The organism is Pseudochrobactrum asaccharolyticum (genome assembly GCF_003314995.1).
GTDB lineage: Bacteria > Pseudomonadota > Alphaproteobacteria > Rhizobiales > Rhizobiaceae > Pseudochrobactrum > Pseudochrobactrum asaccharolyticum.
In genome coordinates this window covers 1-13,257 of sequence record NZ_QNRH01000006.1, presented here as the reverse complement: position 1 = coordinate 13,257, position 13,257 = coordinate 1, and the positions used below count along the sequence as shown (strand labels likewise).

Here is a 13,257-nt window from a genome sequence, read left to right as displayed (position 1 = left end):
CAGCAGAGCGTGATGCTTACTGAAATGCGGCTCATTCATCAGTTAATTGAGCGCCGGTTCTGATAGGATAAACGGGTGGAAACCATATGGGATACCTCAGCCGATAATTTAAACGGACTGTCGGAAAGCTCTTCTTTATTTCAGGCAATGCTGCCGCGATTTACCACAATAAACCGCGAGAATGATCCTGTGCTCGATAATCTGGTGGCTTTGGCAGCTGGTATTTTTGATGTCCCCGCTGCCGCGATCAATCTGATTTCACAGGAACAGCAGATTTTTAAAGCAGTTCACGGGCTTGATCTTAGTGCACCACCGGCCGGACACAGTTTTTGCCGGCAGACTTTATTGGCTGATGACATTTTCATCATCAGTGATGCGAGTACGACACCGGTCTTTGCCACAGAGCCTTTTGTGCAAGGCACAACATCCTATCGCTTTTACGCCGGAATCAAGCTGACAGGGCGTGACGATACGATTTTCGGCACACTGCTGATACTGGATACGAAGCCGCGCAGCCTGACGGCGTCCCAGCTTAAAGATTTGCGCAGACTGGCAAAGCTTGCCAGCGCCCATATCGACATGCAAAGCCAGCTTTATCAGCAGCAGCAAAAACAACGACTCAATCAGCTCATTATTGATAACGCACTGGACTATGCCATCATCACCACAGCACTGAACGGGCAAGTCACCAGCTGGAATGCCGGTGCGCAAAAACTCTTCGGCTGGACTGAAGAGGAAATCCTCAAATCCTCAGTTGATATCCTGTTCACACCGGAAGAACGGGAAAAAAATATTCCTGACATGCGGCGCGTGACTGCATTACACCACCGGCAGGATGCCGTTGAACGCTGGCATTTACGCAAAGACGGCAGCCGCTTCTGGGCAAGCGGACAGCTGTTACCGCTCTATGATCAGAACGGGCACATCCAGGGTTTTCTGAAAATCCTGATCGACCGCACGATTGTCCGTGATCAGCAGGAGCGTCTGCGCGAACAGGAAGAAATGCTGCGCCAATCTCAGGAAGCAGGCGGCATCGGCGCGTTTGATATCAATCTTGTCAATCGCGCGATCACTGTCACCAATCAAATCCGGCAGATTTTTGGCATTGCACCGGACAGAACGATTACCATCGAACTGTTTGAAAAGCTGATGTCTCCGGCAGAAAACAAACAGCCTGGCACTTCAGTATCTTTTGCCCTGCCCCGTTCCGGGCACAGCGAATATCGCATTCAGCGGTTGGATAATCAGGAAGAGCGCTGGGTTGCCCTCTCCACTGAACTGATTCCGGATGATGAAGGCAAAACCATCCGTATGCGCGGTATTGTGCAGGATATTACCGCACGCAAACTGGCTGAAGAACAGCAGGCAATGCTGACAGCAGAGCTCGTGCATCGCAGTAAAAACATTCTGGCAATTATTCAGGGTATTGCCAATCAGACCTTGCGCAACACAACCAGCGCTGAAGGTGCGAGAGCGGCTTTTGAAGCGCGTATTATGGCACTCAGCAAAGCGCAGGATGTCCTGACGCATGGTACAAAATCCTCCAGTGCTGATCTGGCGGAGATTGTTGCCAATAGCCTGTCCGTCCATGCCGGTGCAGATGAAAAACGTATCCGTATTCACGGCACATCTGCCATTCTGGGCTCCAGACAATCGCTGTCCATGGTCATGGCACTTCATGAACTGGGCACCAATGCCGTCAAATATGGTGCTCTTTCAACGCCTGACGGCTATATTGAAATCAGCTGGCATTTCGAAAATGACCGCTTCCTGTTTATCTGGGCAGAGAGAGACGGCCCCGTGGTAACTAAACCCGAAAGACGGGGATTTGGTTCACGTCTGATTGAACGCACATTAGCGGCCAGTCTGGGCGGCACAGCGGAACTGCATTACCGGCCACAAGGGCTGGAATTTCAGCTTAACGCACCAGCTAACAATATGCGCCACGACCTTTAAAAACAAAACGCCGCTTATAAAGCGGCGTTTTCAATAATTCGGATCCGGCTCAGGCCAGATGTTTAAAGGCCTTCACGACTTCATCATAGACCGTGCGTTTGAACGGTACGATCAGTTCCGGCAGTTCCAACATCGGCTTCCATGCCCACATATCAAATTCAGCATCATGGCCACCCGGAGGCGGGTTAATTGCGATCTCGCTTTCATCACCTTCAAAGCGATAGGCAAACCAGCGCTGTGTTTGGCCACGATATTTGCCTTTCAGGGCAATTCCGATCAGATGCTCCGGCAGGTCATAATTGATCCAGTCCGGTGCTTCAGCCAACAGGCTGACAGTACGCATACCGGTTTCTTCATAAAGCTCGCGCAAAGATGCCGTTGCCGGATCCTCGCCTTTATCAATACCGCCCTGCGGCATTTGCCAGAGTTGTGTTGCGCCTTCCATCTCGCCATTCGGCTCAACGATACGGCGGCCAGCCCAGACTTTGCCTTCACGGTTCAAAACCATAATACCGACGCAAGGACGATAAGGTAGCGATGCAGGATCACGCTTTTCAGACATTCTGTTCTCTTCAGTTTATGTATTAAAACGACAGACAAAAAACGCGGGGACTGCCCCGCGTTTTTCTGAAGTGTACAAGCTTATTTTTTATCAGGTTTCGGCAGATCTTTTTTAGGATCCGGCGGGAAGGCAGCATTGGCCATTTCGCCGCGCAGCAGCTTCATCGCTTCGCCCAGCTGGATATCGTCTTTTGGCTCCAACGGCACATAGGCTGATGAACCGGAACCGGTATCATCCTCATCCGCACCCTTGATATGGCCTTTCAGACCGGCTTCACCCTTGGTCGTAACATCACGGCCTTTCAGCTCATCCGGCAATGGCTGTTCCACCTTGATATCCGGTGTAATGCCCTTGCCCTGAATGGACTTGCCTGACGGGGTGTAATACAGCGCAGTGGTCAGACGCAGCGAACCGTTTTCCCCCAGCGGGATAATGGTCTGCACAGAGCCTTTACCGAAGGACTGCGTTCCCAGTACCGTTGCACGGCGATGATCCTGTAACGCACCGGCCACAATTTCAGACGCACTGGCAGAACCGCCATTGATCAGCACGATCACCGGCTTGCCTTTGGTCAGATCGCCTGAACGGGCATCAAAACGGGTAACATCCTGCGGATCACGGCCACGGGTAGAGACAACTTCGCCCTTATCAAGGAAAGCATCCGACACAGCAACAGCCTGATCAAGCAGACCGCCCGGATTGAGACGCAGATCGAGCACATAGCCTTTCAGCTTGTTTTCCGGAATCTGGGACTGGATATCCTTGATCGCTTTGGTCAGATCGTCAGAAGTTTTCTCGGTGAAGGAAATCACACGCAGATAACCGACATCATTCTCAACGCGGTAACGGACAGCTTTGACCTTGATGATTGCACGTTTGATCGACAGCTTGATCGGCTTGTCCGCACCCTGACGGATCAAAGTCAGTTCAATGGCTTCATCCACCGGTCCGCGCATTTTATCAACGGCGTCATTCAGGGTCAGTCCACGGACTTCCGTACCATTGATCTGGCTGATCAGATCGCCGGCCAGAACACCGGCTTTGGATGCAGGTGTATCATCAATCGGTGCAATAACCTTCACCAAATCATTTTCCATGGTGACTTCAATACCGAGGCCGCCGAACTCACCCTTGGTCTGAACGCGCATATCCTGCGCCGCTTCCGGATTGAGATAAGACGAATGCGGATCCAGCGAGGTCAGCATGCCATTGATCGCGGTTTCGATCAGCTTCTTATCTTCAGGCGGCGTCACATATTGCTGGCGCACACGCTCAAAAATATCGCCGAAAATCGCGAGTTCTTTATAAGTATCGTTGCCAGCAGCATTGGCAATCGCAGCCGGTGCTCCCTGCACAGCAACCATCGCCGAAGCCCCCATTAAGGCACCTGCGAAAAGAAGCGACATTTTACGTATCATCTTGTGTCCTTCCGGAATGCCGCTCGGTCCACCACGGGGTCGGATCGACGGATTTCCCATCTTTTCGAAATTCTATGTAAAGCATCGGTGAAGAATTACCACTCCCCAGTGACGCAACACTGGTTAAAAGCTTATCTCCCATAGCCCCGACCGGCTCACCGGCCAGTACAAACCGGCCTTGTTGCACATTGATTCTGCTTAATCCCGCCATGACGATATGATATCCGCTGCCAACATCAAGGATTAACAGCTGTCCATAGGAACGAAATGCCCCAGCATAAAGCACAACGCCATCAGAAGGTGACGTAATCGTGGCGTTTTGCGGAGTTTGCAGCATTTGTCCGGCCTGCGGACGACCAAAGTCATCCTTCTGACCAAACTTTTTTGTGATTTTTCCGCTGGCAGGCAAAACCAGCTGCCCGCGCAGAGACTCAAAATCCGCACGCGACAGCAGTGAGTTTTCACCAGGCTGGGCAGCGCGCTCCTGCCCCTCGGCCAGTCTTTGTTCTTCCGCTTCGCGCGCTGCATCGGCGGCAGTACGCACTTTATCCATACGCGCCTGCAATGAAGCAATCAGGTCTTTAAGGCTGGTGGCTTTTTTCGCCAGCTCTTCCGCATGAAGCCGTTCAGCCTTCAGCTCGTCCTCAGACTGGCTGTAAAGCTTCTGCTTTTCTTCAAGCAACAGTTCTTGTTTCTGCCGCTCTTCTGCTTGCGCCGTGCGGCTGGCCGTCAGCCGTTCCTGCTCGTCTTTGATCGAGGCCTGCAGACGCTGCATCTCTTTCAAATCCGCCATCAGCTCCAAAGTCTGCGCTCGCATTTCCGGCACCACAGCGCCAAGCAAAACGGCCGAGCGCACGGAAGCCAGCGCATCATCAGGGCGTACCAGAATAGCCGGTGGCGGATTAAGCCCCATGCGTTGCAGAGCCGCCAGCACTTCCGCCAGCACTTTACGACGTGAGCGCAATGACAGACGTATACCGTCTTCCTGCTCACTCAGCGCAATCAGTTTCTGACCTGCGGCTTCAATATCTTCGGAAAGTTTCTTGTCCGTCTTGGCAGACTGGATCAGCGCAGCCGTAATCGTTGCCTGATCTTTTTTCAGCTCGGATACACTTGTCTCAAGCTGCTGCAATTTTTCTTTTGAAAGAGCAATCTCGCTGTTAATCGCATCGAGACTGCCTGAAACCGTTTTGTGCTGCTGTTCCAGCGGCACCGGCGCCGCCTCTTGTGCAGCAGCTACACCTGATAGCAGCATCAGCATACCGGCAGACAAAGCGCATCTGGCCGGAGCGGCACAAATACGGTTCATCAGACCAAGCCGGAAAGAACTGCTGCTGTTATTCATCAAAATTCAAATACTGATCCGTTGCGACCACTCAATTATAGCGGTGAATCTATAACAAAGATTATCCGTATCAAAATCCGTCTGTAAATGCTTTTGAGTGCCGCGCGCCAAATTTGGTACACTAGAGCATAATTCTCTAAACTTGAATCAATTTAAGATGAAATTATGCTCTCATTTTAGTGTTAGAGCGACCTTTGTGCGCCAAGTCTGGCACACGGCGCTCTAAAGACCACTCTCACACTTCAAAATTACGCTCTGATCACACCCGATGATAAGGATGGCCGGAGAGAATGGTCACCGCCCGGTATAATTGCTCAGCAATCAGAATACGTGCCAGCTGATGCGGCCATGTCATTTTGCCCATTGCCAGCACCAGATCGGCACGCGCACGTAATTGCGGATCATGACCATCGGGCCCGCCAAGCGCTAAAATCAACTGTCTTTTGCCGCCGTCACGGATTTTGCCCATCTGCTCGGCAAAAGCCTCAGAGCCAAGCTCTTTACCGCGCTCGTCCAGCAGGATCAGCGCTGCGCCATTATCCAGTGCTTCATAGACACGCGATGCTTCATCGACTTTGCGCTGATCCGCATTACCGCCTCTGCTTTCCGTAATCTCACTAACACCGGTAAATTCAAACCCCAAAGCCGTTCCGGCTTTGGCAAAACGGTCAAAATAACGCTCAGCCAACTCCCGCTCGGGACCGGCTTTCATTTTTCCGACCGCATAAACTGTAACACGCATAATCAAAAAACCTCTGCCTGCCATAATCTGTCAGGCAGTTGCATATTGTATCAGCAGCATGCCGTCACAATCCGGCATGCCCGATCTTACAAATCATCGTGCAAATTAGTGCACTGACTTTTTACGCGGATTAAATTCATCCGCTTCCGGTGTGAGCCAGATTTTTTCGATATTATAAAACTCACGGATTTCCGGATGGAAAATATGAACGATGATATCGCCCGTATCGACCAGAACCCAGTCTGCTGATTCAAGACCTTCGATCTGAATATCACGCACACCGATTTCTTTCAGCGCACGCAGCATATGATCAGCCACCGCACCGACATGGCGCTGTGAGCGACCGGAAGCGATTACCATATAATCGCCCAGAGCGGATTTCCCGCGCAGATCAATGGAAATGATATCTTCTGCCTTGGAGTCATCAAGGCTTGCAAGCAGAACCTCTAAAGCTTGAGACACAGTGGCTTCGCCGCTGACCTCAGCTGGTGAAGGCGTGGTAACACCCTTCTTGTCAATTGCTGTTCTCAATGAGTACCTTTCCGTAAAGAACAACGCCACACGGTAATAACGCCCCGTGTAACTATAAAAGTGGCAGAGTCCTGTGTCTGTTTCAAGACACGAACCCCTGTAAATTTTCTGACCGCTATTGCAGCTTGTACTTAGAGCGCCGTGTGCCAGACTTGGCACACAAAACTCGCTTTAATGCTCTAGACTATGATCCCGCCTGTTGCTCACGCAGTTGCGTGGATGACAGTTCCGATTGCGGACCATGAATAAAAACCCATGCCGGTGCCTGCTGTGTAGCAAGCTTTGCAGCATCAGCTTCCGGCAAACGCGCAGCACTGAATTGCTGTGCCATAACTGAATCCTCAGCCGCCATATTAGAGCCCGGCCGGTTAATCACTGCAATCGGATAGGTACGGGCAATCTCATCCCATTCCTGCCAATGATGAAAATTCATCAGATTATCCGCGCCCATAACCCAAACCAGATGCTTATCCGGATTATGTTGACGCACCAGCGCAAGTGTATCTGCCGTATAGCGCACCTGATAGCTGGCTTCAAATGCCGTCACATGAATGCGCTTATCGGAAATGAGGTCTTCACTTAACGCAATGCGACTGGACAAAGGTGCCAGTTCACTGGCATCTTTCAGCGGGTTTCCGGGCGTCACCATCCACCAGAGCTGATCCAGCCCCAACCGCTCCAGTGCCAATTCTGCCACCAGAACATGGCCTGCATGAGGCGGATTGAAAGAACCGCCGAACAGACCGATTTTAGCACCAACCGGTGCAACCGGCATATGCAGATAGCCTTGCGCAACATCCTGAAATGCTTGCGGTAAAGCAGTCTTGTCAACTGGATCTTTCACGGATTTGGACATGACGCTGATTAAACCCGTGTCTGTCCGTTACCGCGAACGCGATACTTGAACGAAGTGAGCTGTTCCACACCAACCGGCCCGCGCGCATGCATTTTGCCTGTTGCAATACCGATTTCTGCGCCCATACCGAATTCACCGCCGTCAGCAAATTGTGTCGAAGCATTATGCAGCAAAATAGCTGAATCAATCTCGTTAAAGAACCGCTCAACAACCGCAGCATCTTCGGCGATTACAGCCTCGGTATGATGCGAGGAATAGCGATTGATATGTGCCAGCGCACCATCAATGCCGTCAACCAATGCGACGGAAATGATCGCATCCAGATATTCCGTTGCCCAGTCTTCCGCAGTTGCCTGTTCAGCTTGCGGATATAATGCACAAACTTCTGCATCACCACGGATCGCACAACCGGCTTTTGCCAGCTCGTTCAATACAGGCACCAGATGGGTTTCCGCGACTTTACGGTCAACCAGCAAAGTCTCGGTTGCACCACAAATACCAGTGCGGCGCATTTTGGCATTGAGAACGATCTTCTTTGCCATTTCCAGATCAGCACTGCCATCGATATAAACATGGCACAGACCTTCGAGATGCGCGAAGACCGGCACCCGCGCCTCTTCCTGCACACGGGCAACAAGGCTCTTGCCGCCACGCGGCACAATCACATCAATTGCACCGTTCAGCCCCTTGAGCATTTCACCGACCGCTGCACGATCTGTTACCGGCACCATCTGGATAGCGGTTTCCGGCAGACCCGCAGCTTTCAGACCTTCGGCCAAAGCTGCATGAATTTCACGGGATGAATGAGCCGAGTCTGAGCCGCCGCGCAGGATCACCGCATTGCCGGCTTTCAGACACAGCGCACCGGCATCGGCAGTCACATTCGGACGGCTTTCGTAAATCACGCCGATCACACCAAGTGGCGTACGGACACGCTCAATATGCAAACCATTCGGGCGATCCCATTCGGTCATCACTTCACCGACCGGATCTCTCAGGGCTGCAATCGCACGAATACCATCAGCCATCGCACGGATACGCACTTCATCCAGTTTCAGACGATCAATGAATGAGGCTGCTGTACCTGCCGCTTCCGCTGCGGCAACATCCAGCACATTGGCATTGAGGATCAGTTCTTTACGACGCAGCAAGGCATCAGCCATAGCAATCAAAGCGGCATGTTTGCGCTCAGCGGTGGCAATCGCCAGCGGGCCTGCCGCAGCGCGTGCTTTGCGGCCAAGTTCTGCCATCAGATCAGCAACAGCCAGATTATCCTGCATCGCACATTTCCCCCTCAGCACTCACAGCACCTTGCGTACGGTTGCCGCGGATCACTAGATCATTGCGGTGCACCATAGAAGAACGCGCGAAATAACCCAGTATCTCTTCAATCTCACCGCTCTTATGACCGGCAATCTTCACTGCATCGGCAGCATCATAACCGGCCAGACCACGGGCAACCTCACGGCCTTCCGAGTTAAGAATGGAAACCGTATCGCCACGTTGGAAATCGCCGCGCACTTCACGCACACCGGCAGGCAACAGCGATTTACCGGATTTCAGCGCCTGCAAAGCACCATCATCAATCACCAATTGCCCGGCAGCATCGAGATGGCCGGAAATCCAGACCTTCCATGCATTGACCGGCGCATTAGAGGCTTTGAACAAAGTTGAGCGCTCGCCGCGATCAATGGCCGCCAGCGGGTTCATCCGCGTGCCGGAGGTAATGATCATCGCAGTTCCGGCCGCATTGGCAATTTTACCGGCATCCAGTTTGGTCTTCATGCCACCGCGCGACAATTCAGAAGCGGCAGCACCGGCCATAGCTTCAATATCCGGTGTAATCGCTTCCACCACCGGCAGAAACAATGCATTCGGGTCTTTATGCGGCGGCGCAGTATAAAGGCCGTCAATATCAGACAGCAGAATAAGCAGATCAGCGCCGATCATTGTGGCAACACGGGCAGCTAAGCGGTCATTATCGCCATAACGGATTTCGTTAGTCGCAACCGTATCATTTTCATTGATAACCGGCACGGCCTTGAGCTTCAGCAGCGTTTCAATCGTTGCGCGGGCATTGAGATAGCGGCGGCGCTCTTCCGTATCAGACAATGTGAGCAGCACCTGCCCCGCCATGATCTGATGGGCACCCAGCACATCGGCATAGGCTTTCGCCAATGCGATCTGTCCGGCGGCGGCTGATGCCTGACTTTCCTCAAGCTTCAGGGTGCCCGAAGGCAGCCCCAGAACCGTGCGTCCCAGTGCAACCGCACCGGAAGACACAACCAGCACTTCAACGCCCTGCGCCTGCAAAGCAGCAATATCGGCAGCAAGACTGATCAGCCAGTTTTGCTTCAGTCCCTGAGCGCGATCAACGAGAAGCGCCGAGCCGATTTTGATAACAATACGACGATAATTCTTCAGCGCTCCGATCGTCATGATCTGCTCACTTATCTCTGAAATCTGACTTGGCTTTACCATCCGCTTTAGCGGCTTCGAGATCGGCTTCTTCTGCACGGCTCTGATCAATAATACGTGCCAGTTCGCGCAATGTTGTCTCAATACCCTCACGGCTCACAGCCGACAGCAACAACGGTTCACAACCACACGCTTTTTTCAGCGCCTTCATCTTGTCTTTGCGGGCGTCCGGATCAAGCGTATCGGCCTGTGACAGCGCGACGATCTCGATCTTATCAGTCAGACCGTGACCATAAGCTTCCAGCTCGCCGCGAATAACCTTATAGGCATGTCCCACATCTTCTTCCTGTGCCGAAACCAGATGCAGCAGCACGCGGGTACGCTCCACATGGCCGAGGAAACGGTCACCAAGACCAATACCTTCGCTCGCACCTTCGATCAGTCCTGGGATATCAGCGATCACAAATTCACGCGCATCCACACGGGCAACACCAAGATTTGGATGCAGCGTGGTGAAAGGATAGTCAGCGATCTTCGGCTTGGCAGCAGTCACACTGGCAAGGAAAGTCGATTTACCGGCATTTGGCAGACCAACGAGACCGGCATCCGCAATCAGCTTCAGACGCAGCCACAAGGTGCGCTCAATACCATCAAGACCCGGATTGGCACGACGCGGTGCCTGATTGGTCGAGGTTTTGAAATGCAGGTTACCGAAACCGCCATTGCCGCCTTTGGCAAGACGGTAGCGCTGACCGACAGTGGTCAGATCGCAGATCAGCGTTTCATTGTCTTCTTCAAAAATCTGCGTACCAACTGGCACTTTGAGAATGACGTCATCGCCCTTACCGCCGGTCATGTTACGACCCATGCCGTGCATACCGGTTTTCGCCCGGAAATGCTGCTGGTAGCGATAGTCAATCAGGGTATTCAGACCATCCACGACCACAGCCCAGACGTCACCGCCGCGACCGCCGTCACCGCCATCGGGACCGCCGAATTCAAGAAACTTTTCGCGACGGAACGAAACCGCGCCAGCACCGCCATTTCCGGAGCGGATATAAATTTTTGTCTGGTCGAGGAATTTCATGTGCTTGCCTTTTCCGGCATAAACCGGCTTTCGGATAGTCCGATATTAAGAGGTAATAAATTGCGGAGATATGCGACCGCAATTTTAACTGAGATATTTAAACTGAGCCAATACAGCAAAAAACCGGACTTGAAAACCGCCGCTTAGTCCAGAGACAAACTATAGTTTGCCCTGCATACGCGCAAAACAAACCACAGCCTTCATAAATCCGCAGCAGTGCAGAGCCTTATTGCCCTGCACCACGCATTTCCAGCCATTGCTGGCGGGTCATGATATAGCATTCAACCGGCACATCACCGTCAATAACGGAGTGCCCGACGGCTGAGCCGGTATGTCTGAAGCCACATTTTTCGATCACCCGCTTTGAGCCTTCATTGCGGCTCTGGGCGCTGATATAAATCTGCTCCAATGATAACTCACGAAATGACAGATCAATCAGAGCAGTTGTGGCTTCTGTGGCATAGCCTTTGCCCCAATAGGGTTCACCCAGCCAATAGCCGATTTCATAGCCCGAACCATATTTATGATCGTGCAAAGTGATGCTACCAATAAATTCGCCGGTCTCGGCTAAGGTAATCGCATAGGCGAACTGGCCTATGGCGCCCGATGCTGCGAGCTTGATAAAATCAACCGCATGGTCACGGGAATAGGGATAAGGCAGACGCGCCAACATGCGCGCTACATTCACATTGTCCGCCAGAACAGCAAGGGCATCGATATCTTCTTCATGCGGCAAACGTAGCACGAGGCGCTCTGTCAGCTGCACGGGAGAATCCCGCAAAACAACATCGGCACCATAATCGCCTGTCAGGCCTGCGCCTCTGAGCTCATCATCGGCCACTGGCATGGCCTGCTTACTATCACTGTTTAGTTCTGTTCCGCTCTGCAATTTTGTCATTCTTGCTTTCAGACCTGACGGCCTTCCTCCGGGAAAAATAAAAGGGGAGACGGTTACCCGTCTCCCCTTCAATATTTTGTCCGTTAAGCGGGCTTCATATATCGGGTTCAACAGGAACACCGGTATATGTATGGAGCACCGGTTACTCCGCAGCTTCTGCCATCGGGTTTACGGATACAAAGGTTCGGCCGTTTGCTTTGGTCTTGAAAGACACAACGCCGTCAGCTTTTGCAAACAGAGTATGGTCTGTGCCCATACCTACGTTTGCACCCGGATGCCATTTAGTGCCGCGCTGGCGAACAATGATGTTGCCTGCGATAACAGCTTCGCTACCGAACTTTTTAACGCCAAGGCGTTTCGACTCTGAATCGCGACCGTTACGCGATGAACCGCCAGCTTTCTTATGTGCCATCGGTATTCTCCTTTAAACTCGTTAATTACTCAGCAGCTTCAGCTTTAGGTGCAGCCTTTTTAGGCGCAGCTTTAGCTTTCGCAGATGGCTTTGCGCCACCGGTGAGGATTTCCGAAATACGGATTGTCGTCAGTTCCTGACGATGACCGCGGGTACGCTTGGAGTTCTGGCGACGACGCTTCTTGAACGCGATAACTTTTTTCGCACGGCCCTGTTCAACAACTTCTGCAGTTACAACAGCACCTTCAACGCGTGGAGCACCGACAGTAGCGTTTTCACCTTCGCCAACGATCAGAACTTCTGCAAATTCTACAACATCACCGGCTTCACCGGCAACTTTTTCAACTTTAATCACATCATTGGCGGCAACGCGATACTGCTTACCACCGGTTTTGATGACTGCGAACATTTGTTTTCCTTTCGGTTGTTCGTTTCCGGCTCTCCCGCTTTACAGGGGCCGTCTTCTTGTCAGTCGTGACAGTTTAAATATTTATCTTAACGAAAACAGCAGTTTAAGCTTTGACAAACACACAACAAAAGCCAAAGAGGATTCTCACCTCTACGACGTGGCCGCATATAGTGACAAAAACAGCGATCCGTCAAGATTTTTAAGCTGGTAATCCATAATATCTGCGAAAATATGGTGATTTATGAGCGATTAGCTCTTGTCTAATTTCACAGTCCGCGTTATGAGCGCACATACATTCGGCAAATCGCATGAATTGATATGAATACAGGCTTTTAGCTTTGCACTTCATATAACGATACAGCGGAGAGGTGGCTGAGTGGTTGAAAGTACCGCACTCGAAATGCGGCGTGGGGGCAACTCCATCGTGGGTTCGAATCCCACCCTCTCCGCCAATTTCATAATAACCTATTCAAATAGTTCAATGACAGCACATAATGCTTTTCGTACATCATCGGCACTTCGATTGGTCTTTTTCAAGAGGTTCTGAATATGTAGTTCATCCTTCGCAGACAGCGCGACTTTCGTACGATAATAGCAATCATAGCCATGACAAACACTAAAGG

General features: G+C 51.8%; 13 protein-coding genes and 1 tRNA gene. 2 read left to right on the top strand and 12 right to left on the bottom strand.

The window, feature by feature from the left end; genetic code table 11:
* Positions 1–75 precede the first annotated feature (75 nt).
* Positions 76–1,956 carry a PAS domain S-box protein gene (locus DFR47_RS15040; RefSeq protein WP_147245578.1) on the top strand — a complete coding sequence of 627 codons (1,881 nt, stop codon included), beginning with the start codon at positions 76–78 and terminating at the stop codon, positions 1,954–1,956.
* A gap of 49 nt (positions 1,957–2,005) precedes the next feature.
* On the opposite strand, the gene DFR47_RS15035 is transcribed toward DFR47_RS15040, so the two are convergent.
* The 12 genes from DFR47_RS15035 to rplU form a co-directional block, all read right to left on the bottom strand.
* Entirely contained in the window at positions 2,006–2,518 is a 513-nt protein-coding gene (locus DFR47_RS15035) for an RNA pyrophosphohydrolase (protein WP_113945239.1), read from the bottom strand.
* A gap of 80 nt (positions 2,519–2,598) precedes the next feature.
* Positions 2,599–3,936, bottom strand: a complete 1,338-nt coding sequence (locus tag DFR47_RS15030; protein ID WP_113945238.1) for a S41 family peptidase — start codon at positions 3,934–3,936, stop codon at positions 2,599–2,601.
* The gene (locus DFR47_RS15025) at positions 3,926–5,245 is read right to left on the bottom strand and encodes a murein hydrolase activator EnvC family protein (protein ID WP_113945406.1); all 1,320 of its coding nucleotides are present in this window, start codon (positions 5,243–5,245) and stop codon (positions 3,926–3,928) included. The genes DFR47_RS15030 and DFR47_RS15025 overlap by 11 nt, the downstream gene beginning before the upstream one ends.
* 295 nt (positions 5,246–5,540) lie before the next feature.
* The gene (rlmH, locus tag DFR47_RS15020; protein ID WP_113945405.1) at positions 5,541–6,023 is read right to left on the bottom strand and encodes a 23S rRNA (pseudouridine(1915)-N(3))-methyltransferase RlmH; all 483 of its coding nucleotides are present in this window, start codon (positions 6,021–6,023) and stop codon (positions 5,541–5,543) included.
* Between the two features lie 105 nt (positions 6,024–6,128).
* Positions 6,129–6,554 (bottom strand): ribosome silencing factor, encoded by a 426-nt coding sequence (rsfS, locus tag DFR47_RS15015; protein WP_113945237.1) that lies wholly within the window; start codon positions 6,552–6,554, stop codon positions 6,129–6,131.
* 184 nt (positions 6,555–6,738) lie between these two features.
* The gene (locus tag DFR47_RS15010) at positions 6,739–7,398 is read right to left on the bottom strand and encodes a nicotinate-nucleotide adenylyltransferase (protein WP_374788408.1); all 660 of its coding nucleotides are present in this window, start codon (positions 7,396–7,398) and stop codon (positions 6,739–6,741) included.
* Between the two features lie 20 nt (positions 7,399–7,418).
* Positions 7,419–8,690 carry a glutamate-5-semialdehyde dehydrogenase gene (locus tag DFR47_RS15005; protein WP_113945236.1) on the bottom strand — a complete coding sequence of 424 codons (1,272 nt, stop codon included), beginning with the start codon at positions 8,688–8,690 and terminating at the stop codon, positions 7,419–7,421.
* Entirely contained in the window at positions 8,680–9,849 is a 1,170-nt protein-coding gene (proB, locus tag DFR47_RS15000) for a glutamate 5-kinase (protein ID WP_113945235.1), read from the bottom strand. The genes DFR47_RS15005 and proB overlap by 11 nt, the downstream gene beginning before the upstream one ends.
* A gap of 7 nt (positions 9,850–9,856) precedes the next feature.
* The gene (gene obgE, locus DFR47_RS14995; protein ID WP_113945234.1) at positions 9,857–10,915 is read right to left on the bottom strand and encodes a GTPase ObgE; all 1,059 of its coding nucleotides are present in this window, start codon (positions 10,913–10,915) and stop codon (positions 9,857–9,859) included.
* 226 nt (positions 10,916–11,141) lie between these two features.
* Positions 11,142–11,813, bottom strand: coding sequence for a GNAT family N-acetyltransferase (locus tag DFR47_RS14990; protein ID WP_113945233.1), 672 nt, complete (start codon positions 11,811–11,813; stop codon positions 11,142–11,144).
* A 142-nt stretch (positions 11,814–11,955) separates the two neighbouring features.
* Entirely contained in the window at positions 11,956–12,225 is a 270-nt protein-coding gene (gene rpmA, locus DFR47_RS14985; RefSeq protein ID WP_113945232.1) for a 50S ribosomal protein L27, read from the bottom strand.
* A 25-nt stretch (positions 12,226–12,250) separates the two neighbouring features.
* A complete protein-coding gene (rplU, locus tag DFR47_RS14980; protein ID WP_113945231.1) occupies positions 12,251–12,634 on the bottom strand; it encodes a 50S ribosomal protein L21 in 384 nt (127 codons plus the stop codon).
* A gap of 362 nt (positions 12,635–12,996) precedes the next feature.
* Between rplU and DFR47_RS14975 the strand changes: the two genes are divergently transcribed.
* A tRNA-Ser gene (locus DFR47_RS14975) sits at positions 12,997–13,086 on the top strand.
* Positions 13,087–13,257 lie beyond the last annotated feature (171 nt).

Coding starts and splice junctions, on each gene's coding strand:
- DFR47_RS15035 (WP_113945239.1), bottom strand. CDS start 2,518: ATGTCTGAAAAGCGTGATCCTGCATCGCTACCTTATCGTCCTTGCGTC.
- DFR47_RS15030 (WP_113945238.1), bottom strand. CDS start 3,936: ATGATACGTAAAATGTCGCTTCTTTTCGCAGGTGCCTTAATGGGGGCT.
- DFR47_RS15025 (WP_113945406.1), bottom strand. CDS start 5,245: ATGAACCGTATTTGTGCCGCTCCGGCCAGATGCGCTTTGTCTGCCGGT.
- rlmH (WP_113945405.1), bottom strand. CDS start 6,023: ATGCGTGTTACAGTTTATGCGGTCGGAAAAATGAAAGCCGGTCCCGAG.
- DFR47_RS15005 (WP_113945236.1), bottom strand. CDS start 8,690: ATGCAGGATAATCTGGCTGTTGCTGATCTGATGGCAGAACTTGGCCGC.
- proB (WP_113945235.1), bottom strand. CDS start 9,849: ATGACGATCGGAGCGCTGAAGAATTATCGTCGTATTGTTATCAAAATC.
- obgE (WP_113945234.1), bottom strand. CDS start 10,915: ATGAAATTCCTCGACCAGACAAAAATTTATATCCGCTCCGGAAATGGC.
- DFR47_RS14990 (WP_113945233.1), bottom strand. CDS start 11,813: ATGACAAAATTGCAGAGCGGAACAGAACTAAACAGTGATAGTAAGCAG.
- rpmA (WP_113945232.1), bottom strand. CDS start 12,225: ATGGCACATAAGAAAGCTGGCGGTTCATCGCGTAACGGTCGCGATTCA.
- rplU (WP_113945231.1), bottom strand. CDS start 12,634: ATGTTCGCAGTCATCAAAACCGGTGGTAAGCAGTATCGCGTTGCCGCC.